Annotated in this window: 18 protein-coding genes; 10 read left to right on the top strand and 8 right to left on the bottom strand. The window is 72.3% G+C overall.

Annotated features, from left to right (window positions below; genetic code table 11):
* Positions 1-67: 67 nt before the first annotated feature.
* Complete coding sequence (locus HCK04_RS17105) at positions 68-676, bottom strand: helix-turn-helix domain-containing protein (RefSeq protein ID WP_221889927.1); 609 nt, start codon at positions 674-676, stop codon at positions 68-70.
* Between the two features lie 44 nt (positions 677-720).
* Here HCK04_RS17105 and HCK04_RS17100 point away from each other — a divergent pair, with 44 nt between their 5' ends.
* On the top strand, positions 721-2,001 hold the full coding sequence (locus tag HCK04_RS17100) for a benzoate/H(+) symporter BenE family transporter (protein ID WP_312845747.1): 1,281 nt from the start codon (positions 721-723) through the stop codon (positions 1,999-2,001).
* Between the two features lie 14 nt (positions 2,002-2,015).
* On the opposite strand, the gene HCK04_RS17095 is transcribed toward HCK04_RS17100, so the two are convergent.
* Positions 2,016-3,506 carry a fatty acid--CoA ligase family protein gene (locus tag HCK04_RS17095; RefSeq protein WP_142648326.1) on the bottom strand — a complete coding sequence of 497 codons (1,491 nt, stop codon included), beginning with the start codon at positions 3,504-3,506 and terminating at the stop codon, positions 2,016-2,018.
* The gene (locus HCK04_RS17090) at positions 3,496-5,049 is read right to left on the bottom strand and encodes an NAD(P)-binding domain-containing protein (protein WP_142648325.1); all 1,554 of its coding nucleotides are present in this window, start codon (positions 5,047-5,049) and stop codon (positions 3,496-3,498) included. The genes HCK04_RS17095 and HCK04_RS17090 overlap by 11 nt, the downstream gene beginning before the upstream one ends.
* Positions 5,050-5,112: 63 nt before the next feature.
* Between HCK04_RS17090 and HCK04_RS17085 the strand changes: the two genes are divergently transcribed.
* Positions 5,113-6,603 (top strand): aromatic amino acid ammonia-lyase, encoded by a 1,491-nt coding sequence (locus HCK04_RS17085; RefSeq protein ID WP_142648324.1) that lies wholly within the window; start codon positions 5,113-5,115, stop codon positions 6,601-6,603.
* A gap of 4 nt (positions 6,604-6,607) precedes the next feature.
* Here HCK04_RS17085 and HCK04_RS17080 read toward each other — a convergent pair whose 3' ends face one another.
* A complete protein-coding gene (locus HCK04_RS17080) occupies positions 6,608-7,834 on the bottom strand; it encodes a DUF6716 putative glycosyltransferase (protein WP_142648323.1) in 1,227 nt (408 codons plus the stop codon).
* Positions 7,831-8,859 carry a hypothetical protein gene (locus HCK04_RS17075; RefSeq protein WP_185948982.1) on the bottom strand — a complete coding sequence of 343 codons (1,029 nt, stop codon included), beginning with the start codon at positions 8,857-8,859 and terminating at the stop codon, positions 7,831-7,833. The genes HCK04_RS17080 and HCK04_RS17075 overlap by 4 nt, the downstream gene beginning before the upstream one ends.
* A gap of 99 nt (positions 8,860-8,958) precedes the next feature.
* On the opposite strand from HCK04_RS17075, the gene HCK04_RS17070 reads away from it, so the two are divergent.
* The 7 genes from HCK04_RS17070 to HCK04_RS17040 all read left to right on the top strand — a co-directional run bounded on the left by HCK04_RS17070 (position 8,959) and on the right by HCK04_RS17040 (position 17,519).
* On the top strand, positions 8,959-9,777 hold the full coding sequence (locus HCK04_RS17070; protein ID WP_205830357.1) for an aldo/keto reductase: 819 nt from the start codon (positions 8,959-8,961) through the stop codon (positions 9,775-9,777).
* A gap of 93 nt (positions 9,778-9,870) precedes the next feature.
* Positions 9,871-11,412, top strand: a complete 1,542-nt coding sequence (locus tag HCK04_RS17065) for a sulfatase (RefSeq protein ID WP_168066013.1) — start codon at positions 9,871-9,873, stop codon at positions 11,410-11,412.
* A gap of 329 nt (positions 11,413-11,741) precedes the next feature.
* A complete protein-coding gene (locus tag HCK04_RS17060) occupies positions 11,742-13,088 on the top strand; it encodes an extracellular solute-binding protein (RefSeq protein WP_142648321.1) in 1,347 nt (448 codons plus the stop codon).
* 175 nt (positions 13,089-13,263) lie between these two features.
* Positions 13,264-14,148 (top strand): sugar ABC transporter permease, encoded by an 885-nt coding sequence (locus HCK04_RS17055; RefSeq protein ID WP_240971508.1) that lies wholly within the window; start codon positions 13,264-13,266, stop codon positions 14,146-14,148.
* A complete protein-coding gene (locus HCK04_RS17050) occupies positions 14,145-15,038 on the top strand; it encodes a carbohydrate ABC transporter permease (RefSeq protein ID WP_142648319.1) in 894 nt (297 codons plus the stop codon). Before HCK04_RS17055 ends, HCK04_RS17050 begins: the two co-directional genes overlap by 4 nt.
* Before the next feature lie 41 nt (positions 15,039-15,079).
* Positions 15,080-16,471, top strand: a complete 1,392-nt coding sequence (locus tag HCK04_RS17045) for a GH1 family beta-glucosidase (protein ID WP_142648386.1) — start codon at positions 15,080-15,082, stop codon at positions 16,469-16,471.
* 28 nt (positions 16,472-16,499) lie between these two features.
* Positions 16,500-17,519: a LacI family DNA-binding transcriptional regulator gene (locus HCK04_RS17040; RefSeq protein WP_142648318.1), complete on the top strand. Its 1,020-nt coding sequence runs from the start codon at positions 16,500-16,502 to the stop codon at positions 17,517-17,519.
* A gap of 127 nt (positions 17,520-17,646) precedes the next feature.
* Here the strand turns inward: HCK04_RS17040 and HCK04_RS17035 are convergent, their stop codons facing one another.
* Positions 17,647-18,267 carry a TetR family transcriptional regulator gene (locus HCK04_RS17035; RefSeq protein WP_142648317.1) on the bottom strand — a complete coding sequence of 207 codons (621 nt, stop codon included), beginning with the start codon at positions 18,265-18,267 and terminating at the stop codon, positions 17,647-17,649.
* Between the two features lie 122 nt (positions 18,268-18,389).
* Here HCK04_RS17035 and HCK04_RS17030 point away from each other — a divergent pair, with 122 nt between their 5' ends.
* On the top strand, positions 18,390-19,301 hold the full coding sequence (locus HCK04_RS17030; RefSeq protein WP_142648316.1) for an SDR family oxidoreductase: 912 nt from the start codon (positions 18,390-18,392) through the stop codon (positions 19,299-19,301).
* 66 nt (positions 19,302-19,367) lie between these two features.
* On the opposite strand, the gene HCK04_RS17025 is transcribed toward HCK04_RS17030, so the two are convergent.
* Together HCK04_RS17025 and HCK04_RS17020 are read right to left on the bottom strand one after the other, a co-directional pair.
* On the bottom strand, positions 19,368-22,481 hold the full coding sequence (locus HCK04_RS17025) for a non-ribosomal peptide synthetase (RefSeq protein WP_142648315.1): 3,114 nt from the start codon (positions 22,479-22,481) through the stop codon (positions 19,368-19,370).
* Positions 22,478-24,400 (bottom strand): non-ribosomal peptide synthetase, encoded by a 1,923-nt coding sequence (locus HCK04_RS17020; RefSeq protein ID WP_168065998.1) that lies wholly within the window; start codon positions 24,398-24,400, stop codon positions 22,478-22,480. The genes HCK04_RS17025 and HCK04_RS17020 overlap by 4 nt, the downstream gene beginning before the upstream one ends.
* Positions 24,401-24,409 lie beyond the last annotated feature (9 nt).

Here is a 24,409-nt window from a genome sequence, read left to right as displayed (position 1 = left end):
CTGTGCTCACCCGCCCGCGCCCACCCGCCCGCGCCCACCTGTCCGGGCCCACCCGTCGGCACCGCGCTCACCCGCTCACGCTCCCTGCCCCGCCGACCGGCCCGGCCGGAGGGTCGTGGGGGGTGTCGTGAGGGGTGCGGATGAGGAGGATCGCGTGCGCGTCCTCGCCGCCGAGGGCCGCGTAGACGTGGGGGACGTCCGCGGCCCACGAGACGTGCTCCCCCGGGCCCGCGGTCAGCGGCGCGGCGGCGGGGCCGGTCCTGATCGTCCCCCCGACGACCGACAGGTGCTCGGTCACACCGGGCGGATGCGCGGGCGAGGTCTGCTCGACCCCGGCGACGATCCGCAGCCGGAACATCTCGTAGGTCGCGCCCGGCTCCCTGAACACCTCCAGCAGGGTGGAGACGACGGCCGTGCCCCGCACCGCCGAGGCGGCGCCGGCCGGGGCGCCGGGGTCCAGCGTCAGTGCGCTCATCGGGACCGACAGTGCCGCCGCGATCGCGTACATGGTCTCCAGCGTTGGGTTGCGCGTTCCGTGTTCGAGCCCTGACACGGTGGCCTTGCCGACGCCGGCCCTGCGGGCGAGCTCCGACAGCGACAGCCCGCGTTCCTCCCGGAGCCCGCGCAGCCGCCGCCCGATGGCCGGGTCTATCCGGCTTGTCCCATCTGTACCCACGTGGCTATGGTGTCACCGGAAATCGTTCCGTATACGGAACGGTCGTGTTCGTGAGAGAGGCGGTGCCGATGATGGTGCGGACACTGCAGCCGGTGCTCACCGGTCTGGTCAGCGCGGTCGTCGGATACGCCAGCGCGTTCTCGATCGTCCTCGCGGGCCTGCGGGCGGTCGGGGCCGACTCCCGGCAGGCGGCCTCCGGCCTGCTCGCGCTGTGCGTCGGCATCGCGATCGCCGCCGCCGTCCTGTCCGTCCGCTATCGGATGCCCGTCGCGGTCGCGTGGTCCACGCCGGGCGCGGCGCTGCTCGTCGCGACCGGCCACGTGGAGGGCGGCTACCCGGCGGCGGTCGGGGCCTTCGCCGTGTGCGGGGTGCTGACCGTGCTCGCCGGGATCGTCCCGTGGCTGGCCCGCGGCGTCGCCGCGATCCCCGGCCCCATCGCGGCGGCCATGCTCGCCGGCGTCCTGGTCCCGCTGTGCACCGCCCCGCTCCGCGCGATGGCCGAGGTTCCGCTGCTGGCCGGGCCGGTCACGCTGACCTGGGCCGTGCTGATGCGGTACGCCCGGCAGTGGGCGATCCCCGGGGCGCTGGTCGCGGCCGTGGCCGGCCTCGCGGTCAGCGGCACCGCGTTTCCGGCCGCGTCCCTGCGCCCCGACCCGGTGTTCACGATGCCCGCCGTGACCCTGCCTGCCCTCGTCGGCATCGCGCTGCCGCTGTTCCTGGTGACCATGGCGGGACAGAACGTGCCCGGGGCGGCCGTCCTCTCGACGTACGGCTACTCCGTGCCGCTGCGCGGCGCACTGGTGACGACGGGGCTCGTCAGCACGGCCACCGCGCCGTTCGGCGGGCACGCCGTCAACCTCGCCGCCATCACGGCGGCCCTGACCGCCGGGCCCGACGCCCACCCCGACCCGGCGCGCCGCTGGATCGCCACCCTGGCCCTCGGCGCCGGGCAGCTCGCGCTGGGGCTGGGCGCCGCCTTCGCCACCGCGCTCGTCGTGGCCTCACCGCCGGTGCTGGTCACCGCCGTGGCCGGGCTCGCGCTGCTCCCGGCCCTCGCCTCCTCGCTGGCCACCGCCTTCACCGGGCCCGGCCTGCGGGAGGCGGCGGCGGTCACCTTCGTCGTCACCGCCTCGGCGACCTCCATCGCCGGCATCGGATCGGCCTTCTGGGGGCTGGCCGCCGGGTCGCTCGCGCTGCTGCTCACCCGGCGCCGTACGGCATCGCGGCCACACGAGCCCACCGCCGAGCCCACTTCCAGGCCCACCGCCGAGCCCACTTCCGGGCCGACCGCGCCGCACGCGGGCGAGCCGGCCCGCTCGCTGTAGGCGGCGGTTGGGCGTCAGACGGGTTCGTCCGGCGGGGCGTGCCCGGCACGGGAGATCGCGGTCGCCAGAAGGCGCTTGTCCGGTTTGCCGTTCGGCGTCAGCGGCACCTCGTCGAGGACGGTGATGGCCGCGGGAACGCACTCGGCGCCGAGCCGCTCGCCGACCAGCCTGCGCAGCGCGTCGAGGTCGGGGGTCCGGCCCGCCGCCGGCACCACGAACGCGTGCACCGCCTCGCCGGTGTCCTCGTCCGGGGCGCCGACCACGTACGCCTCCGCGACGCCGGGGGACGCGGCGAGGACCCGCTCGATCGGGCCGGTGTAGTAGAGGTTGGCGTTGACGATGACGACGTCCCGTGTCCGCCCCGTCAGGTACAGCCGTCCGTCTTCGTCGAAGTGGCCCAGGTCGCGGGTGCGTACCCACCCGTCGACGAACACCTCGGCGGTCTCCGCCGGGTCGGCCCAGTATCCGACGGCCTGAGCGGGCGTACGGACGTACAGCTCGCCGTCGACGCCGGGCGGGACGGGCCGCCCGTCCGCGTCCCGGATCTCGACGTCGACGGCGTCGGGCGGGAACCCGACCGACGGGGGGACGTCCCGCGGCGTGGCCATGGAGATCGTGCCGGTCTCGGTCTGCCCATAACCGTGGAACACGACCGGGCCGAGCACGTCGGACGCTTCGCGCAGCCGGGACGCCTCCAGCGGCGACCCGGACACCATGAGCGCCCGGAGGCTGCTCAGGTCGGCCGGGGCGGTGCGCTGGGCGGCGACGAGTCTGTTCAGGCGGGGCACGGTGATGACGCTCGCGGTCGCCCGATACCTGGTGATCGCTTCGGGGAACGCGGGCGGGTCGGCGACGACCATGGTCCCGCCCGCGGCGAGCGTGAGCACGCCGTACTCCATCATCACCTGGCTGCTCAGCGACCCGAACACCAGGTAGCGCCGCAGCCGGGAGGCCAGTTCGCGGATGGCGGGCGGCCACGCCGCCGGACGGGCCGTCCACGCGGCGTTCATGGCGGCGTAGGTCTGTGCGCAGGCCTTGGGGGTGCCGGTGCTGCCGCTGGTGTAGACGAGCCGGGCGACGTCCTCCGGCCGTCCGGACAGGCGCAGCGGACCGTCCTCGTCCGGCGTGGCCAGCAGCTCGGAGACGGTCAGCGTGCGCCGCGCGTGTTCCGGACCGGTGGCCGCGTCGGTCACGACCGCGGCGATGTCCTGGTGGAGCATGTGGCGCACCTGGCCGCCGGGCAGCCCGGGCCGCACGCCGACGGCCCGGGCTCCCACGACGTAGGCGGCGATCGTCGCGGCGAACGCCTCCGGGGTGACGCCGAGCACCAGGGCGAGGCCGTCCCCGGGCCCCACGGCCGCGGCGCGCAGCCCGGCCGCGATCCGCCGGACGAGGCCGAGCATCCGCGCACCGGTGACGACACGGGCGCCGTGCTCGAAGACGGGCCGGTCCCCGGCCGCGGCCAGGAGGTCCAGAACGGCGCGCGGGTACGGCTCAGCCGGCATCGGCCAGGCACTCCTTGACGAAGACGGCCAGGGGCTGCTGGTGCACGTGCGGCAGGTTCCACTGGTTCTCCAGGTTCTCCGCGAGGTGGTGGACGCCGGCCGGCGCGCCGTCCCGGTAGTGCCGCACCACCGGGTGCAGGTAGCTCGCGTCATAGGCGTGGACCGCGTCGTTCTCGGCGACCCTGGGGATCGAGACGTCGAAGGGGTCGACGGCGTCGTGGTGCGGGCCGTACTCCAGGGTGACGACGAACGTGTGCGGGGCGCGTCCCAGGCCGCCGTCCGCGACGTACGCCACCGGGACCTCCTCCTGGTACAGCGCGGTGGCTCCGGACACGCTGACGACGTCGCCGAGCACCCCGAACTGCTGCCACAGCGCCGACGAGCGGTTGACCCTGGCGATGATCGCGTCGGCGATCGCGTCGGGCGTGGGCTCGACCCGCTCGGCCGGCCAGGTCCCGCCGTGATAACGGGTGGTCAGGATCCGGTAGAGCGCGCGCACCCCGTACCGGAAACCGTGGATGAACCCGCTGGTGGCCTTCTTGAAGTCGCGTTGCTGCGTGAGCGTGCCGGCGAAGTACAGATCAGGCACGTTGACGGACTCGTACGCGGGGGTCTGCTCGGGGAAACGGTCGTCGATGACCAGCGCGGGCCGGCACCCGTCGTCGAAGATCGAGGCGTCGAACCGGAAGCCGGTGCACACGATCACCCGGTCGTAGAACAGCTCGCGCAGCGCCTCCACGGTGCGGGCATAGCGGAACATCACCCGGTAGCGGCCGTCGGCACGGCGTTCGATGCTCTCCACCGTGCCGTCGAGCACCGAGTTCTGGGACTTCAGCTGGTAGCTGTCGAGGAAGTTGTTGTTCACCGCCCGCAGGTGCCCGACGTAGTGCGACTGCCAGGCCATCCTGATGGAGTGGGGCCCGGCGACGTGGATGACCGCGGCGTGCTCCATGAGCGCGTCGGCGGTCTCGAACCCCGAGTTGCCCTTGCCGATCACCAGGACCCGCTGGTCGGCGAAGGACCGCGGGTCGGTCTCGAACGTGTCGTAGCGTTCGGCGAGTTCGATGCCCGGGATCGGCGGGACGTAGAGCTGGGAGACTCCGGTGGCCACGACCAGCCGCCGCCCCCGCCACGCGCGCCCGTCGCGGTCGGTGGCGGTGAACCCGTTGTCGTCCCGGCCGATCCGGAAGACGTCGACGCCGTAGTGCGCCCGGACGCCGGTCGCCGCCGCGTAGTCGGACAGGTAACGCACGAGGTCGTCGGCCTGCGGGAAGTACCTGTCGCTGTAGCGGGTGAACAGCAGGCCGGGATCGTCGCTCAGCAGCGAGTTCCAGTCCATCCGCAGCCGCAGCTCCGGGTCGTCGTACCCCGTGTGCACCTTGTTGATGGAGATCAGCTTGCGGTGCCGCGGGAACCGGGTGAAGAAGGTGCCCGGGCCGGCTCCGCGCTCCAGGACGACATAGTCGTGACCGCCGCGTTCGAGCTCCGCGGCGAGCTGCAGCCCGGCCGGCCCGGCCCCGATGATCAGGTAGTCATGCGCCATGAGCCGGACTGTAGGCAGCCGATTCTCATAGGTTTCTGAGAATCGGCTGCCTACAGTCCGGACATGCCCGTCGTCGAAGGCATCATCGACCTCAGCGCTCCGCTGCGCTCAGCCGACCTGCGCCGCGCCGCGGCACCGGTGTCCGTCGTGGTCGACGCGTCCGTCCGTGACCGCGTCGAGCGCGGCCGTGGCTTCCTCCGCGACGTACGGGAGGAGGAACGTCCGGTCTACGGCGCGACCACCGGATTCGGCGCCCTCGTCGGGTTCGCCGGCCGGGAGGATGAAGCGGACCAGTGTGACAACACCCTGGCCCACCTCGGCGCCGGGCAGGGGCCGGATCTGCCCCACGAGGTGAGCCGGGCCGCGATCCTCGTGCGCACGTGGTCGCTCGCCCAGGGGGCGTCCGGCGTGTCCGCACACGTGGTCGACGGGCTCGCCGCGATGTTCGCGACGACGTTCGTCCCGGCGATCCCACGCTACGGGTCGGTCGGCGCGAGCGGGGACCTGATCCCGCTCGCCTACGCCGCCCAGGCGCTGCGCGGCCGGGGACAGGCGTATCTCGACGGTTCGCGGATGCCCGCGGCCGAGGCGCTGCGCCATGCCGGGCTGACCCCGTTGACGCTCGACGGCCGGGACGCGCTCGCGCTCGTCAACGGCACCTCCCTCACCACCGCCGCGACCGCCCTGGCCCTGGACAGCGTCCGGTCCTCGCACCGCGCGCTGCAGGCGCTCACCTGCCTGCTGGCCGATCTGCTCGGCTGCGACCCGGGCTTCCTCCACCCGCGCCTGCTCGGCGCCTACGGCCATCCCGGCGCGATCGACGTCGCCGACGGCATGCGCAAGATCCTCGCCGGGACCGTCCCCTCCGGCACGCGTCCGCTGCAGGAGCCGTACAGCATCCGCTGCTCCCCGCAACTGCTCGGCGCCGCCGAGGACGCACTGCGCTACGTGGACGGTGTCGTCGCGGCCGACCTGTCCAGTGTCAGCGACAACCCGCTGTTCTTCCCCGACGACGACCTGGTCGTGCACGGCGGCAACTTCTTCGGGCAGCCGGCCGCGTTCGCCGCCGACGTCCTGGCGATGGTCACCGCTCAGCTCGGCAACCTCGCCGAGCGGCAGCTCGACCTCCTCGTCGACCCGGCCCGCAACGGCGGTCTGCCCCCCATGCTCGCCGCCGGGCCCGGCCGTCAGCACGGGATGCAGGGGGTGCAGCTCGCCACGACCGCGTTCGTCGCCGAGCTCCGCCGCGCCGCCGTGCCCGCCAGTATGCAGAGCCTGCCGACCAACCTGCACAACCAGGACGTGGTGCCGTTCGGCACTCAGGCCGCCCTGCGCGCCTACGACATGGCCGGACTGCTGCGCCTGCTCTGCGGGTCGCTGGCGGTGGGGTTGCGGCAGGCGGCGCATGTCGGCGCCCGCCGCCCCACGGCTTCGGGCTGCGCCGCGCTCCTCGACACCCTGGCCGAGGCGATCCCCGCGGCCGATCCCGACCGGCCGCTGGACGCCGACGTCCGCAAGGCCGCCGGGCTGCTCACCGCGACGCTCCCGCTGTGATCGTCTACAGCGCCTTGAGGACGCGGCGCATGCGGCGCCTGGCGCGGTAGCCGTACCGCAGGACCTTGGGCGGCACCTCCAGGCGCAGCCGGGCGCGGCGGCGGGCGGCGGCGTGCCCGGGACCGTCGAGGAGCGAGCGGGCCGGCTCCAGCGTCCCCGCGCGGGCCGCGGCGACCAGCGCGGCGACGCGGCCGGTCCAGTCGCCGGCCGAGGGGTCGTGGAAGTAGTTGGCCCGGCACCACTCCCCGGCAGGGACCCGGAAGTCCGCCTTGACCAGGTCGTCGAGCGTGCCCAGGCAGCCGCTGCCATCGAACACCAGGTTGATCATCTCCGCGCTGACCCCGAAGTCCGACAGCACGAGCAGCGGCACGTGACCGGCGATCGCCTCCAGCGCGGCCGTCGAGCTGACCGTGACGAACCCGGCGGCGCGGCTCAGATGCTCGTGCATCGGCCCGGCGGCGAAGCGCACGGCGCCCGCGGGCACCCGGCCCTCGGCCTCCATCACGGTCCACAGCCGCTCGTAGTGGTGCCGTTCGTTGTGCGTCTGCCGTTCGTCGTCGCGGGCCCGCAGCTTGACCACCACGTCGAGGTCGGGCCTGGCCTTGCCGAGCTCGGCCAGGGCGAGCAGGATCCGCTCCCGCTCCTCGCGCCGCCTGGGCACCTTGGCCTGGGTCGCGAAAACGACGCGGTCGCGTACGCCGTCGGGGGTCCGCGCGGCCGGGCCGCGAGCCAGGTGATCGAGGTAGGGCAGGCGGGCCAGCGCCACCGCCCCTCCCCCGCCGAGCCGCGCGCCGATCTCGGAGAACTCGGCGACCTCCCGGCCGCTGTGCACGACGAACAGATCGCAGCCGCTGCGGAAGAGCCAGGCCTTCTCCGTCGCGGGCACCGAGATGCCGGGCAGCCCCGACACCAGCACCAGCCGGGGCCGCAGCCCGGCCAGCGTCTCGGCCGCCAGCGCGTCCACCACCGGCCCGGTGCAGGCCAGCAGCACGGCGTCGGGCCGGAACCGTTCGGCGGCCCGGCGCAGCTGCCGCGCCGCCAGCACCTGGGGAAGCCCCTCGCCCTGCGCGCGGGTGCCGCTCACCGCGGCGGCGATCTGCGCCGCGGAGGGAGTGATGGGCGTGCGGACGACGGCCAGGTCAGTGACCCAGTCCTCCGGAGTCGCGTCCAGCAGGCCCGCGGCCCACTTGAGATACGAGTCGGAGTCGGCCACGGCGAGCAGACGGGTCAAGGAGCGACCTTTCCGGGATCGTGCAGGTGGGGCTGAGGTTCGTGCGCGAAGAGCTGGAGGTGGGAGCGCAGCGACGGGACGGCCGACGCCGTCCACCAGTCGTCCGGCACGTCGACGGTCTCCACCCGTACGCCCCGGGCCGACAGCAGGACGCGCAGCGAGGTCACCGCGGTGGACGGCAGGCTCAGCACCCGCTGGTCCGGCCGCAGGTCGCGCAGCGTCATCTCGGCGGGCGCCCCGGCGTCGTACACGGTCAGTCCGACGATCCCGCGCACCCGGTCGAGGTCCCTGGGGTCCTCGCGCCGGTGGGGGAAGTACGCGACGGGCTCGTCGATCCGCTCCAGCCAGCGCAGGTAGCGGTCGCGGTGGATGAGCCCGTTGCGTACGAGCGAGGTGCCGAGCACGACGGTGCGCTCCGGCGGCGGCCGGTGGGCGGGCTGGGCGCGCAGCCAGGCGAAGTCGTGCCGTACGAGCCGGGCGCCCGTGCCCTCCACCGCGGCCGCGAGGCCGGCGGGCACCGGGAGCGCGGTGAACACCGTGGGCCTGCGGGTGCGCAGGCGCAACCCGGCGGCCGTGGCGAGCACCTTGCGGCCGAGGCCGGGGGTTCCGCGGGCGCGCAGCAGCGGGCCGCGCGCGACCAGCAGTTCGAGCAGGCGGATCGTGGCCAGCCCGTCGTCCACCAGCACCGTGCGGCCGGGGAGCGCGGTGACGAGGGCGAGCTGGACGCGCCCGGAGAAGGCGTCGCCCACCGCCCAGACGCGGCCGGGCCGGGGAGCCCGCGCGGCCGGCTCGGCGACCCTCAGCCCCTCGGGCAGCCCGAGCCGGTCGAGTTCGCGGAGGGTCAGCCGCAGGGCCGGCAGCCCGGCCCGCGGCACCACGGTGGTGACGGGCCCGAGGAGCCCCGCGTGGTGCGCCTCGACGGCGCACAGCAACTGCAGGGGGGACTCCACCCACGCGACGGCCTGCCCCTGCTCGGCGGCGTGGCGCCGTCCCTCGTTCTCCACGCCCCGTAAAGAAACGTTCACGACGCGCTCAACCTAGCCGCCCGACACGACGGGGACGGGAACGCACGGTGAACAGACCCCGAAGGGATCGCCTCGGCGCGTTACGGCAGCATGGGACGCATGAACGCGATCACTCTCAACAACGGCGTGCGGATGCCTCAGCTCGGCCTGGGGGTGTGGCGGATGACCGACGACGAGGCCGAGAAGGCCGTGACGACCGCCATCGAATCCGGCTACCGCAGCATCGACACCGCCACGCTGTACGGCAACGAGGAGGGTGTCGGCCGCGCCCTGCGCGCCTCGGGCGTCCCTCGCGAGGAGCTGTTCGTCACCACCAAGCTGTGGAACGACCAGCAGGGCCACGACGAGGCGCTGCGCGCCTTCGACGAGAGCATGCGGCGGCTCGGCCTGGAGACCCTCGATCTCTACCTGATCCACTGGCCCGCGCCCCGGCGCGGCAAGTACGTCGAGACGTGGAAGGCCCTGGAGAAGCTGTACGCCGACGGACGGGTGCGGGCGATCGGGGTGTCCAACTTCGGGGTGGACACGCTGGAGCGCCTGCTCGCCGAGGCCACGGTGACCCCCGCCGTGAACCAGGTCGAGCTGCACCCGCTGTTCGCCCAGCGGGCGCTGCGCGGCTTCCACGCCGAACGCGGCATCGTCACCGAGGCGTGGAGCCCGCTCGGCCAGGGGAAGGGCCTGCTCGATCTGCCCGTCCTCGCCGAGATCGGCGCGAAGTATGGCAAGACGCCGGCGCAGGTGGTGCTGCGCTGGCACATCCAGCTCGGCAACGTGGTGATCCCGAAGTCGGTGACGCCGTCGCGCATCAGGGAGAACATCGACGTCTTCGACTTCGCGCTGAGCCCGGAGGACATGGCCACCATCAACGGCCTCGACGAGGGTCGCCGTCTCGGCCCCGACCCCGCCGTGGTCGGCTGAGGCAGGGAGGATCGACCAGATTTTTCCATGAACCGGGACGCGCCGCGGTCACGCGATCACGTTGCGTACGTTTCCCCAGGCGAACGCGTGGCAATGATTGCTGCCGTGCCCCAACCACGACCATCGAGAAAGCTGTGGGCCGGGCTCGCCGCGGCGCTCCTGCTGTGCCTCGGGCTCACCGGCGCGTCCCGCGCGCCCGCCCCCGCACTCGCGCTCGCGCTCGCGGCCCAACGGCCCAACATCGTGCTCATCCTCGCCGACGACCTGGACGCGGCCGACCTGAGCCGGTTCCCCAACATCACCAACCTGCTGGTGCGCCAGGGCACCACGCTGTCCCGCTTCTTCGTCACCAATCCCTGGTGTTGCCCCTCCCGCTCGTCCATCCTGCGCTCGCAGTACATGCACAGCCACCACGTGGACAGCAACCGGTCGCCGACCGGCGGATTCCCGAAGTTCCGGCCACTGGAGGCGTCCACCCTCGGGACGTGGATGCACGACGCGGGCTACCGCACCGCGCTCATGGGCAAATATCTCAACAACTATCCCGAGGGCGCGCCGCGCACCTACATCCCGCCCGGCTGGGACGAGTGGCACGTTCCGGTCACCCGGCTCTACCAGGAGTACGGCTACGCGCTCAACGAGAACGGTGTGATCCGGCGCTACGGCCACGCCCCCGAGGACTACCTGGAGGACGTGCTGAGCGCCAAGGCCACGGCGTTCGCGACCGACACCACGCGGGGGGACGCCCCGTTCTTCCTCTACCTCGCCCCGGTGGCGCCGCACCTGCCCGCGCACCACGCGCCGCGTCACGCCGCCGCCTTCGCCGGGGAGCAGGCGCCCCGGACCGCGTCGTTCGACCAGGCCGACGTGTCCGCCGAGCCCGGCTGGCTGCGTGAGCGCACGCCGCTGTCGGCCGCCGACATCCGCAGGATCGACCGCGTCCACCGCGACCGGCTGCGCGCCATGCTCGGCGTGGACGACATGGTGGGCGCGCTGGTCGAGGCGCTGAGCCGGGCGGGCCGCCTCGACGACACCTACATCTTCTTCACCTCCGACAACGGCTTCCACCTGGGCCAGCACCGGTTGCGGCCGGGCAAGACCACGCCCTTCGAGGAGGACATCCGGGTGCCGATGGTGGTGCGCGGCCCGGGCGTGCCGGCCGGGGGCGTGATCGACCGGCTCACCTCGACGGTGGACCTCGCGCCCACGTTCGCCGAGCTGGGCGGGGCCGTGGTCCCGCCCACGGCCGAGGGCCGCTCGCTCGTCCCGCTCCTGCGCGGGCAGGCCGTCCCCTGGCGCGACGCCGTGCTCACCGAGTTCTACCATCCCTCCTACTCGCCGCATTCGCCTCCCACGTACGCGATGCTGCGGAACGACCGATACGCGTACGTGGAGTACGAGACCGGGGAGCGGCAGCTCTACGACCTGCGCGCCGACCCGGCGGAGCTGCACAACCTCGCGGCGACGGCCGACCCGGGCCTGATCACGGCGCTGTCGGCCCGGCTCACGCTGCTGCGGGCCTGCTCGGGACCGGTCTGCCGGCTGGCGGACGCCGCGGGTCCTGTGATTTCGGGCACAGGTGTCTCGGTGAGCGGCGGAGTGTCCGTGGGCACGGCGGGCGCCCCCGGCGGGTGAGGCGGCGGAACGGATAAGGGCGGACGCCCCGGCACGTTGGGGGCGTCCGCTATTCATTTCTGCCCATATGGATATGGGAGCGCTCCCAAGCGTGGTATGTCCTAGTATGTCCCATTGACCAGCTCTAACCACCCTGGGAGTAACAGTTAGGTTTCGGCATATTGACGCCTCGGTTGCTCATAGAGGACCCTTCGTGGGAGCGCTCCCAACGTGCTCGGCACAGGGCGGGAGCACCGAGCACAACCATCGATCGCGGGCCGTGAGATCGGGGACCGGCCTGGGATGCACTCCCACAGACGATTCGGGATACCACCTGAGAGGGGTCCGGAATGATTGCACACTCGCGCCGCGGCAGGCTGCTCGCGGTCGCCGCGGTGGCGGCGCTGGCTCTCGGCGCCGCCGCCTGCGGGTCGGACGACAGCACCGGCACGGCGTCGGGCGGCGGGTCCTCGGCGGCGGCCGGTCCCGTCACCATCACGCTCCAGACGTTCGGCGGCGGCAAGAACTTCGGCTACAAGGAAGCCGTCGACAAGTGGAACGCCGAGCACAAGGACATCCAGATCAAGTACGACAACCTGACCGACCAGTTCGAGCAGGTCTACTGGCCGCAGATGATCCAGTGGCTGCAGTCCGGTGCGGGCGCCGGTGACGTCGTCGGCATCGACGAGGGCGGCATGGGTCTCGCCAAGGCGCACCCCGAGTGGTGGGCCGACCTGGGCGAGTTCGGCCTGCAGAACCGCAAGGGCGACTTCGCCGCCTGGAAGTGGGAGAACGGCGTCACCGCCGACGGCAAGCTGTTCGGCCTCGGCACCGACGTCGGCGGCATGAGCCTGTGCTACCGCCGTGACCTGTTCGAGAAGGCGGGCCTGCCCTCCGACCGTGACGAGGTCAGCAAGCTCTGGCCGACGTGGGACGACTTCATCAAGGTCGCCCACAAGTTCCAGGACAAGATCAAGGACACGAAGTTCGTCGACGGCACCAACACGCTCTACAACGTGGTCCTGGTGCAGGAGGCCGCCAAGAACGGCAACGTCTCCTACTTCGACAAGGACAACAACCTGATCGTCGACAAGAACCCGGCGGTCAAGACGGCGTACGACTTCGCCCAGAGGATCAGCCAGGAGGGCCTCACGGCCAAGCTGCGCAACTTCACGCCGGAGTGGAACACCGGCATGAAGAAGTCGCAGTTCGCCACCCTCGGCTGCCCGTCGTGGATGCTCGGCGCGGTCAGCGGCGACGGCGGCGCCGGACCGGACTTCAAGGGCAAGTGGGACGTCGCGGCGGTGCCCGGCGACGGTGGCAACTGGGGCGGCTCCTGGCTCGCCGTGCCGAAGCAGTCGAAGCACCCCAAGGAGGCGGCGCAGGTCCTCGACTACCTGACCGGCAAGGAGGCCGAGGTCAGCGTCTTCACCTACGCCGGCAACATGCCGTCCAACATCCAGGCGCAGCAGGACCCGGCCGTCCAGGGCGCGAAGAACGAGTACTTCAACGACGCCCCCGTCGGTGAGATCTTCGCCAAGTCGGCCTCCGCGCTCCAGCCGGTCTTCCTCGGTGTGAAGCACGCCCAGGTCAAGAACGCCATCGAGTCGGTCGTCTCCGCCATCGACGACGGCTCCGTGCCGTACGCCGACGGCTGGAAGAAGCTCGTCGACGACGCCGTGAAGGCCGCGGGCTGATCACGCCCGCCAGGTGAGCACCGGTCCGCCGCAGCGGCACCCCCGCCGGCGGGCCGGTCGCCTGCTTTCACCCGAAAGGTAACTTATGAGCCTGCACGTCGACGCCGGGCAACCCACCCGGGCACCGATGCCGCCCAATCGGAAGCATGTCCGGTCGAGACCGGGCCGGTCCTTCATGACCTGGCTGGACCTCAAGGCCGCGCCGTACCTCCTGGTCTCTCCCTACTACCTGCTCTTCCTGATCTTCGGGCTCTTCCCGCTGGGCTTCACCCTTTACTACTCGTTCTTCGACTACGACCTCACCGGCACGGTCGAGTGGACGGGTCTCGGCAACTACGCCGCCATGCTCGACGACGCCGCCTTCTGGAGGGCGGTCGTCAACACCCTCGCGATGTTCATCATCGCGACGGTTCCGCAGATGCTGCTGGCCCTGATGCTGGCCAACGCGCTGAACAAGCGGATCAAGGCGCAGCTGTTCGTCCGGCTGGGCGTCCTGCTCCCCCTGGTCACCTCTGTCGTCGCGGTGGCGGTCGTCTTCACCCAGCTCTACGGGCGCGACTGGGGCGTGATCAACTGGGTTCTGGGCTGGTTCGGGGTCGATCCCATCGACTGGAAGGCCGAGCGTCTCCCCTCCTGGCTCGCCATCGCGACCATGATCGACTGGCGCTGGACCGGCTACAACGCGATCATCTTCCTGGCCGGCATGCAGACGATCCCGAAGGACCTCTACGAGGCGGCGTCGATCGACGGCGCGTCGCGGCGGCGCCAGTTCTGGCAGATCACGATCCCGATGCTCCGGCCCACGATGATCTTCGTGGTCCTGAACTCCACCATCGGCGGCCTCACGCTGTTCTCCGAGCCGACCACGTTCTACAACGGCAACGTCCACGGCGGCACCAACAGCCAGTTCCAGACCGTGTCGATGTTCATCTTCGAGCAGGGCTTCCGCGAGTTCGACTACGGCTACGCCTCCGCGGCCGCCTGGCTGCTGTTCCTGCTCATCCTCATCGGATCGGCCATCAACTTCCTGCTCATCCGCCGGATCGGGGGCAACAAGTGACCACGCTCTCCGCGCCCGCCACCACGCGGCGGCGCCGCGCCAAGGCGCCGGGAGGTACCGCCGGCCTCTGGAACGCCACGCCGATGACGAGGCTCATCCTCGCGGTCACGATCATCATCTCGGCGTTCCCGCTGTACTACATGATCGTCATCGCCTCGCGCACCAACACCGAGGCGACCGACATGCCGCCGCCGTTCCTGCCCGGCGGCAAGCTCGGGGAGAACATCCAGCGCGTGCTGTCCAACCCCGACGCGCACTACCTGACCGGTCTCACCAACTCCCTGATCATCGCCTGCACGGTGACGGTCTCGGTGGTGGTGATCTCGACGTTCGCCGGCTTCGCGTTCGCCCGGCTGAACTTCAAGGGCGGCAAGGTCCTGCTGCTGCTGGTGCTGCTGACCATGATGGTCCCGCTGCAGCAGATGGGCATCGTCCCCCTCTATCGGCTCATGGTCAGCCTCGAATGGGTCGGCTCGATCAAGGCTGTGATCCTGCCGTACCTGCTCAACGGTTTCGGCGTCTTCCTCATGACGCAGTACACCCAGCAGGCCGTGCCCAACGAGCTGGTCGAGGCCGCCCGCGTCGACGGCGCCTCCACCCTGCGGATCTGGTGGAACGTCGTCCTGCCGGCCGTACGGCCGGGCATGGCGGTGCTGGGCATCAACACGTTCATGCTGATCTGGAACGACTTCATGTGGCCGTTGATCGTGCTGACGCCGGACAACCCGACGGTCCAGGTCGCCATCAACTCGCTCAACGCGAAGTACGGGACGGACTACGTGCTGATCTTCAGCGGCACGCTCATGTCGATCCTCCCGCTCATCGTCGTTTTCATCGCGTTCGGCCGACAGATCATCGGCGGACTCATGGAAGGTGCGGTCAAGGCGTGACAACGCAAGGCACACGTCCCGAGGCAGAGGCCCCCAGCGTGATGTTCCCCACCGGGTTCGTCTGGGGCGCCGCCACCTCCGCTTACCAAATCGAAGGCGCTCTCACCGCCGACGGGCGGGGACGCTCCATCTGGGACACCTTCTGTAGTCAGGACGGGCGTATCGTCGGCGGCGACACCGCCGAGATCGCCATCGACCACTTCAACCGGTATCGCGAGGACGTCAAGCTGATGGCGGACCTCGGCCTCACGGCCTACCGGTTCTCCGTCTCCTGGCCGCGGATCCAGCCCGACGGCTCCGGCGCGTACAACAGCAAGGGCCTCGACTTCTACAAGAGGCTCGTCGACGAGCTGCTCAGCTACGGCATCGACCCGTGGCTGACGCTCTATCACTGGGATCTCCCCCAGGCACTCGAAGACGCGGGCGGGTGGCCGTCGCGCGACACGTCGAAGCGCTTCGCCGACTTCGCCGCGACCGTGCACGCCGAGCTCGGCGACCGGGTCAAGAACTGGAGCACGGTCAACGAGCCCTGGTGCGCCGCGTTCCTCGGCTACGCCTCGGGCGAGCACGCCCCCGGACGGCGCGAGCCGGCCGCCGCGCTGCGCGCCGCGCACCACCTCAACCTCGCGCACGGCCTGGCCGTCCAGGCGATGCGGGCGCAGAACCCCGACTCGCTGATCGGCGGCTGCGTCAACGTCTATCCGGTCACGCCCGCCACGAACAGCGAGGCCGACCAGGACGCCGCCCGCCGCATCGACGGGCTGCAGAACCGCTTCTTCCTGGACGCGCTGCTCAAGGGCTCCTACCCGGAGGACGTGCTGGCCGACCTGAGCAGCCTGTCCGACATGGAGTTCATCCACGACGGCGACCTCGCCACGATCGCGGCCCCGATCGACATGCTGCTGATCAACTACTACAGCCGCTTCACCGTCTCGGGCGCGCCCGGCGGCGCCGCCTCCGCGGCCGCCGCGCCGACGGACTCCGGGTCTCCGTGGATCGGCAGCGAGCACGTGGGCTTCGTCAACGGCGGCCGCCCGGTCACCTCGATGGGCTGGGAGGTCGACGACAGCGGCCTGCTGGAGATGCTGCGGCGGATCTCCGACGAGTACCCCCGGATCCCGCTCTACATCTCCGAGAACGGCGCGGCCTACGACGACGTGATCGGCGAGGACGGCACCGTCCACGACCCCGAGCGGGTGGCCTACATCGAGGCCCACCTGAGGACCTGCCACACGGCCATCGAGTCGGGCATCCCGCTCCAGGGCTACTTCGCCTGGTCCCTGATGGACAACTTCGAGTGGGCCTGGGGCTACGGCAAGCGCTTCGGTCTCGTGTACGTCGACTACGAGACCCAGGCGAGGACCATGAAATCAAGCGCTTTGTGGTATGCCGACACCATCAGACACGGCGGCCTGCTGGGTCGGGCACAATAAGCGCAGACTCGATAAGGGGGCAGTATAGATGAACGGGGACCGCCGTTCCGGAGGCCGGCCGACTCTGGAAGCGGTCGCCGCGCGCGCCGGGGTCGGTCGCGGCACCGTGTCGCGGGTCATCAACGGCTCGCCCAAGGTGAGCGACCGTGCCCGCGACGCGGTGTTACTGGCGATTCAGGAGCTCGGCTACGTGCCCAACCGGGCGGCGCGCACCCTCGTGACCAACCGGACCGACACCATCGCTCTGGTGGTGTCGGAGTCGGAGCAGCGTGTCTTCGACGAGCCGTACTTCGCCGGGCTGATCCGCGGCATCGGCTCCGCCCTGGCGGAGACCGGCCTCCAGCTCATCCTCACGATGGCGCAGAACCGTGCCGAGCACGACCGGCTGGAGCACTACCTGACCGGCCAGCACGTCGACGGCGTGCTGCTCACCTCGGTGCACGGTGCCGACCCCCTGCCGGGACGGCTGGAGGAGCTGGGCGTGCCGACCGTGCTCGGTGGCCGCCCGGTCGGGCTCAACCCGTACAGCTTCGTCGACATGGACAACCGGGCCGGCGCCCGGCAGGCGGTCAAGTATCTGCTCTCCAAGGGCCGTACCAAGATCGCCACCATCGCCGGTCCGCAGGACATGGGCGTGGGTGTCGACCGTCTCGCCGGATACCGCGACGCGCTGCTGGCCACCGGGATGACCGAGCGGGTCGCGTACGGCGACTTCTCCGAGGAGAGCGGGGAGGCGGGCATGCGCGATCTGCTCGCCCGTCACCCCGATCTGGACGCCGTGTTCACGGCCTCCGACCCGATGGCGGTCGGCGCCCTGCGGGTGCTGAAGGAGCAGGGCCTGAGCGTGCCCGACGACGTCGCGGTGATCGGCTTCGAGGACTCCAAGGTGGCGCTGCACACCGATCCGCAGCTCACGAGCGTGCACCAGCCCACCGAGGCGATGGGCCGGCAGATGGTCCAGCTCCTGATCGCCCGGATCAACGGCGAGCCGCTGGAGCAGCCGGTCGTCATCCTCGACACGCACCTGGTGATCCGCGCCTCCGCCTGACGCGCGACGGCGACCACGAGACCGCCGCGCACCCTCCGGGGTGCGCGGCGGTTCTGTTTTCGCGGCACAGCTTCGCGCGGTCCCTGCCGTGAGCCAGGGCGATCGGCGGTCATGGGGGGCAGTGACGTCAGTCTCCGGGCCGCGCCTGCGCCAGCGCCGATGCCTGCGTTGATGCCTGTGCCGGTGGGACGGTCAGGGAGAGGGCGCGCAGGTCGTCGAAGGCCTGGAGAAGATGTGCGTCCAGGCTCCGCGAGGGGTCGTCGATCCAGTCCCGCATGGCATGGTGAAAGGCGGCCCAGCCGGTCTGCGCGGCCAGGTCGGCCAGCCGGTCGGGGACGCCGCGCCGCCGCAGCGCCTCCGCCAGGGCCTCGCTCATCGACGCGGCCTTGGCCAGATCGCGTTCCCGCAGTGCCGGCGTCTCCGCGATGACCCGCAGGCGTGGTTCGGCGAACGGGCGGTTGCCCTCGAGAATCCCTTCGGCCTTCCGGAAGGCGCGGAGCAGGATTTCGAGCGGCTGCAGGTCATCAGGCGCCTCGGCCACCGACTGTGTCAGCGCGGCGCGCAGGTCGGCTTCGCCGTCGAAGAGCACCTCGCGCTTGTCCGGGAAGTGCCGGAAGAACGTGCGCTCGTTCACGCCGGCCCTGGCGGCGATCTCGGCGGTGGTGGTCTGGTCGAACCCGCGTTCCCGATATAGCTCCAGGGCCGCCTGCTGAAGACGGCGGCGCGCTTCTGCTCCGCTTCGTGGCACCCTCCGAGAATACCGCATATGTCAGTCACTGGCGCTACTTGACGCCAGTCACTGGCACTACGTAAGGTCAGCGACTGGCGCTACTTAGTGCCAGTCACTGACGTTATGTGGGAGAGTGTCACATGCATGTCTTCGTCACCGGCGGTTCCGGCCAGACCGGCCCCGCGGTCGTCGCCGAACTCATCGCGGCCGGTCACACCGTCACCGGTCTCGCGCGCTCGGACGCCGCCGCCGCCCGGCTGGAGTCGCTGGGCGCCGCACCCCACCGCGGCTCTCTGGACGATCTCGACAGTCTGCGCCGGGGGGCCGAGGCCGCCGACGGAGTCCTGCACATGGCCTACGGCGGCGACTTCTCCGACCTCGACGACATGATGAGACGCGACCGGACCGCGATCGAGACGCTCGGCCGGCCGCTGGAACACTCGGGCAAGCCGTTCGTCGTCACCTCCGGCACCCTGGTCATGCCCGCCGGCCGGGAGGCCACCGAGAAGGACGAGCCCGACACGGCCGGGATCGCGGGCTTCCGCATCGCGGGTGAGCGGGCCTGCCTGGACTTCGCCGCCCGGGGAGTGCTCGCGAGCGTGGTCCGCCTGGCCCCCACCGTCCACGGTCCCCGCGACCACGGGTTCATCCCCATGCTCATCGCCACCGCGCGGAAGACCGGCGTCTCGGCGTACGTCGGGGACGGCGCCAACCGGTGGCCCGCGGTGCACCGGCTCGACGCGGCCGTCCTGTTCCGGCTCGCGCTGGAGAAGGCGCCCGCGGGCAGCGTGCTGCACGGCGTGGCGGAAAGCGGCGTCACGATGAGGAGCATCGCGGAGACGATCGCCCGCGGTCTGGGGGTGCCCACGGTCTCGCTGACCCCGCAGGAGGCCGCCACGCACTACGTCAGCCCGTTCATGGCCACCGTCTACGGCTTCGACGGGCCCGTCTCCAGCGCGTACACGCGGGAGCTGCTCGGCTGGTCGCCCGCCCACCCGGGCCTGCTCGACGACCTGGAGCACGGCGACTACCTGGACGCGCCGGCCTCCTGACCGGACGACCCGGCGCCCGCAGGACGTGCGGCGGGCGCCCGGACGACGTGGACGCCCGCCGCGCGGTCAGAGGTCGGCGGACGAGAGCAGCCGCTCGGCCTCCTCGTCCGATATCTCCTCCAGCTCGGCCACCAGGAGGTCCTCCAGCGCGACCGCCAGCTCGGCCACGGTGCGCCGCTCGAAGATCGTCCGGACCGGGACCTCCACCCCGGTCGCCCGGCGCAGCCGGGCCGCGATCCTCGTGGCCAGCAGCGAGTGCCCGCCCAGCGTGAAGAAGTCGTCGTTCACGCCGATGGTGTCCACGCCGAGCAGCTCCGACCAGATCTCGGCCACCAGCAGCTCCGCGTCCGTGCTGGGCGCGACGTGCCCGGCCGACGAGGCCCGCACCGGCGCGGGCAGGGCCGCGCGGTCCACCTTGCCGCGGCTGGTGAGCGGCAGCGCGTCGAGCACGACCCAGGCGGTCGGCACGAGGTGGCGCGGCAGGGTCCGCGCGAGGTGCGCGGCCAGCTCCTCCCCGGTCGCGGTCCCGGTGACGTACGCGACCAGTTCCTCGGCGTGGACCGTGACGAACGCCTGGCCGACGCCCGGATGGTCGAGCAGCCGCGCCTCGACCTCGCCCGGCTCGATGCGGAAGCCGCGGACCTTGAGCTGCCCGTCGAGCCGTCCGAGGAACTCCAGCGTGCCGTCCTGGTTCCAGCGCGCCCGGTCGCCGGTGCGGTATCTCCGCGATCCGGGCGGCCCGAGCGGGTCGGGGACGAAGGCGGCGGCCGTGAGCGCCGGGCGGCGCAGGTAACCGCGCGCCACCCCGGCGCCGCCGATGACCAGCTCGCCGATCACGCCCTTCGGCACCGGCGCCCCGGCCGCGTCGAGCACGTGGACCGTCGTCGCGCCGACCGGCCGGCCGATCGGGGGCCTGCCGTACGGCGTCGGGCCGAGGTCGGTGGCGGTCGCGATGACCGCCGCCTCGGTCGGGCCGTAGGTGTTCACCAGGCGGACACGGTCGCCGAACCGGCCGTGCCACCGCGCCACCGCGCCGCCGGACGCCTGCTCGCCGCCGATGACGACCAGGCGGAGCGCGGGCGGCCAGGCGATCTGGTCGATCTCCTCGACCAGGTGGTGCCAGTAGGCGGTGGGCAGGTCGAGCATCGTGACCCGCTCGCCGCCCGGGGCGGCCAGCAGGTCGGGCAGCGTCGCCGCCCCGCCGGGCAGCAGCACCAGGGCCGCTCCGGCGGCGAGCGTGGGGAAGACCTCTTCGAGATGGGTGTCGAAACTCAGCGACGCGAACTGGACGACGCGGTCTCCGGGGGCCAGGCCGTACTCCTCCCGCATCCACCGGATCCGGGCCGCGATGGCGCGGTGCTCGACGGCGACGCCCTTGGGCCTGCCCGTGGAGCCGGAGGTGGAGATCACGTAGGCCAGGTCGCCCGGGCGCGTCTCCTGTGGTTCGCCCCGGTCGCCGAGGGCCGCCTCGTCCTCGCCGGCCAGCGGGCCGACGGCGGTGAGCCCGGCGGGCAGCGCCCGGGTCGTGATCACGTGCGTCGCCCCGGCGTCCGCGAGCGAGAAGGCCAGCCGCTCCTCCGGCTCCTCCGGCTCGAACGGCAGGTAGGCCGCACCGGCCCGCCAGACGGCGAGCAACGCGGTGATCGCCTCGACCGAGCGGGGCAGGCAGACGCCGACCACCTCGCCGGGGCGCACGCCCCGGGCCCGCAGCGCGGCGGCGAGCCGTGCCGCCCGCCGGTCCAGTTCGCCGTAGGTGACCTCGGTCTCCCCGCAGACCACCGCGACGGCGTGCGGCGTGCGCCGGACGACCTCCGCGATCATCTCGGGCACCGTCTCGGAACCCGCGGCCCCGGCGGTGTCGGCGCCGTCGCCGGCCATGGCCCGGATGTCGGCCTCGTCGTCCCCGGTCCAGACGCGCAGCTCGGAGATCCGGCGGCGCGGCTCGGCCACCGCCGATTCGACCAGGAGCAGGAAACGGTCGGCGAGCCTGCGGACGGCCTCCGCCTCGTGCGGGGACCCGCTGGACCCGTCGTGGCCGAACGACACGACGATCTCGCCGTCCTCGAACCACGCCTCGGCGTACAGGCCGAGCTTGACCTGCCGATATCCGTCCGGGAAGTAGCCGACGGACAGGTCGCCGAACGCCCGGCTGAGTCCCAGGTCCTGGGTGTGCAGGATGAACATGGTCGGCATCAGCGCCTCGGCGGGATGCCCGATCCGTTCGAACGGCACCGAGGGCCGGCTCAGCGCCGTCAGCGCCTCCTGCCGGGTGCGCGCCAGCAGCTCGGTGAACGACGGGTCGCCGTCGAGGTCTCCGCGCAGCACGACGGTCTGCGAGAGATAGCCGATCATCGGCTCCAGCTCGACCCGGTCGCGGCCCGCCACGGCCGTGCCGACGAGGACGTCGGTGTGGCCGGTGTGGCGGTGGAGCAGCACCTGGTAGGCCGCCATGAGCACGGTGAACAGCGTGGTCCTGTTCTCGCGGGCGAGCCGATCGAGCTCGGCCGCGATCTCCCGGCCCAGCCGGACGACCTGGAAGTCCCCCTGGCCCTCGCCCCCGTTGCCCATGCCGCAGGGCAGGTCGGGCGGCGGCGGGTCGGCCAGCCGCTCCTGCCAGTACGGCACCGCGCGCTCGGCGCGGCGGCGCTGCCAGCGGGCGTAGTCGGACGGCTGGACCGGCAGCGGCGCCAGGCTCGGCGCACGCCCGTGCAGGCGCGCGGTGTAGCACTCCGCCAGGTCGTCGAAGAGGATCCCCAGCGACCAGCCGTCGCCGATGATGTGGTGCATCGTGACGCACAGCACATGGTCGAGCGCGCCGATCGTGATGAGCGCGACGCGCAGCGGCACGCCCTCGGCGAGGTCGAACGGCGCGTTCACCCGCTCGGCGACGATCCGCCGGGCGTGCTCCTCGTCGTCGGCCCGGATCCGCTGGACCGGCGGGACGGTGCCCGCCGCCCCCGGCGGCTCGGCGACCGCCCAGGGGACGCCGTCCTCCTCCTCGAACCGGGTGCGCAGGCCCTCGTGGCGGGCCACGACGTCGGCGAGGGCCCCTTCGAGGGCGGCCTCGTCGAGGGGTCCGCGCAGCCGGCGGACGTTGTACATGGTGTAGGAGGCGTCGGCGGGGTCGAGCCTCTGCAGCAGCCAGAGCCGTTCCTGGCTCGGAGACAGGGGCGCCCTCATTTGTCCGACGCCATCTCGTCGAGCACGGCCGCCAGGTCCTCGGCACTGAGGCCGTCGAGCTCGTCGCGGAGCGCGGCGATGTCGGCGAGGTCCAGGTCGTCGTCGTCGAGCCGGTCCATCGCCGCCGCCAGCTCGGCCACCGTGGGGTTCTCGAACAGCACCACGATCGGCACGTTGGTCGCGAAGCGCGCCTGGATCCTGGCGATGATCTGGGTGGCGGTCAGCGAGTGCCCGCCGAGCTCGAAGAAGTCGTCGTCGACGCCGACCGGCTCGGCGATGCCGAGCACCTCCCCCCACATCGTCGCGAGGTCCTCCTCCAGCGCGGTGGACGGCTGCCGGTACGGCCGGCTCCGCGCCCGGGTCCACTCGGGCACGGGCAGGGATTTGCGGTCGAGCTTGCCGTTGGGGGTGAGCGGCAGGGCGTCCAGCACCACGAGGTGCGCGGGCACCATGTATTCGGGCACGTCGCGGCGCAGCCGGTCACGCAGCGACGGCCACAGGCCGGCCTCCCCCGCCTCCCCGGGCTCCGCCTGCTCTCCGGCCTCCCCGGTCGCGCGTACGACGTAGGCGACCAGGCGCGGGAGCCCGTCGGGGCCGTCGCAGACGCCGACGGCGGCGTCGGCGACCTCGGGCGCGGCCCGCAGCACGCTCTCGATCTCGCCGAGCTCGATCCGGAACCCGCGCACCTTCACCTGCTGGTCGGCCCGGCCGAGATAGCAGAGCCTGCCGTTCTCGATCCTGGCGAGGTCGCCCGTGGCGTACAGGCGGGCCCCCGGCACTCCGGAGAACGGGTCGGGCAGGAACCTGGCGGCCGTCTGGCCCGGCATGCCGCGATATCCCCTGGCCAGACCGGCGCCGCCGATGTGCAGCTCGCCGGCCTCGCCGGGCGGCACGGGACGCCCGCCGGGGCCGAGGATGTGCACGGTCGTGTTGCCGATGGGCTCGCCGAGGTCGATGGGGGCGGGTGACGGGCTGACGCGCCCGGCCGTCGACCAGACCGTCGTCTCGGTCGGGCCGTACACGTTCCAGAGCCGGGCGCCGCCGTCGAGGAGGGCGTCGGCGAGGTCGCGGGGCAGCGCCTCGCCGCCGCACAGCCGGGTCGTGATGTTCTCGGGAACCCCGCCGGATTCGAGCAGGATGCGCCAGCTCGCCGGGGTCGCCTGCATGATCGTGACGGCCTCGGTCACGGCACGCGCCCGCAGGGCCCGGCCGTCCGCCGTCTCGTGCCCGGACGCGACCACGACTCGTGCGCCGCAGGTCAGCGGCAGGAGGAGCTCCAGCACCGAGATGTCGAACGACAATGTGGTGACCGCCAGCCAGGCGTCCCGGGGCGTGAGCTCCAGCAGGGTGGCGAAGGACTCCAGCAGGTTGACCACCGCGCCGTGCGGCACGGCGACGCCCTTGGGCCTGCCGGTGGAACCGGAGGTGTACATGAGATAGGCCAGGTCGCCCGTCGGGCCGTCGGCCGGCGCGTCGCCGTCAGCCGACGCCCCGCCTGCCAGGGGAACGCCGTCCTGCGAGAGCTCGACGACGTCGGGGACGCCGTCGAGCAGCCGCGACTCGACGCCCCGGCCGGCCAGCACGAGCCGGATGCCCGCGTCCTCCCGCATGAACCGGAGCCGCTCTTCGGGGAAGCCCGGGTCGAGCGGCACGTACGCGCCGCCGGCCCGCCACACGGCGAGCAGGGCGACGACCATGCCGGGGCAGCGCTCCAGGCACAGGCCCACCGGAACCTCGGGGCCGACGCCGCGGGCGCGCAGCAGCGCGGCCAGCCGGTCGACCCTGTCGTGCAGCTCCCGATAGGTCAGCACGCCGTCGGCGCCGCTCACCGCGACCGCGTCGGGGCTCGCGTCACGCCACCGGCGGATCAGCGCGAGCGCCGTATCAGGGAAGGTCACGCCGCTCACCGCGTCACTCACTTTCCACAC

This window comes from Microbispora sp. CL1-1 (genome assembly GCF_012034195.1).
Lineage (GTDB): Bacteria > Actinomycetota > Actinomycetes > Streptosporangiales > Streptosporangiaceae > Microbispora.
The sequence above is the reverse complement of the archived record's forward strand: the minus strand, read 5'-3'. Positions and strand labels throughout refer to the sequence as shown.

Coding starts and splice junctions, on each gene's coding strand:
- HCK04_RS17085 (WP_142648324.1), top strand. CDS start 5,113: ATGCCCGTCGTCGAAGGCATCATCGACCTCAGCGCTCCGCTGCGCTCA.
- HCK04_RS17025 (WP_142648315.1), bottom strand. CDS start 22,481: ATGAGGGCGCCCCTGTCTCCGAGCCAGGAACGGCTCTGGCTGCTGCAG.
- HCK04_RS17055 (WP_240971508.1), top strand. CDS start 13,264: ATGACCTGGCTGGACCTCAAGGCCGCGCCGTACCTCCTGGTCTCTCCC.
- HCK04_RS17090 (WP_142648325.1), bottom strand. CDS start 5,049: ATGGCGCATGACTACCTGATCATCGGGGCCGGGCCGGCCGGGCTGCAG.
- HCK04_RS17030 (WP_142648316.1), top strand. CDS start 18,390: ATGCATGTCTTCGTCACCGGCGGTTCCGGCCAGACCGGCCCCGCGGTC.
- HCK04_RS17040 (WP_142648318.1), top strand. CDS start 16,500: ATGAACGGGGACCGCCGTTCCGGAGGCCGGCCGACTCTGGAAGCGGTC.
- HCK04_RS17070 (WP_205830357.1), top strand. CDS start 8,959: ATGAACGCGATCACTCTCAACAACGGCGTGCGGATGCCTCAGCTCGGC.
- HCK04_RS17095 (WP_142648326.1), bottom strand. CDS start 3,506: ATGCCGGCTGAGCCGTACCCGCGCGCCGTTCTGGACCTCCTGGCCGCG.
- HCK04_RS17060 (WP_142648321.1), top strand. CDS start 11,742: ATGATTGCACACTCGCGCCGCGGCAGGCTGCTCGCGGTCGCCGCGGTG.
- HCK04_RS17045 (WP_142648386.1), top strand. CDS start 15,080: ATGTTCCCCACCGGGTTCGTCTGGGGCGCCGCCACCTCCGCTTACCAA.
- HCK04_RS17065 (WP_168066013.1), top strand. CDS start 9,871: ATGATTGCTGCCGTGCCCCAACCACGACCATCGAGAAAGCTGTGGGCC.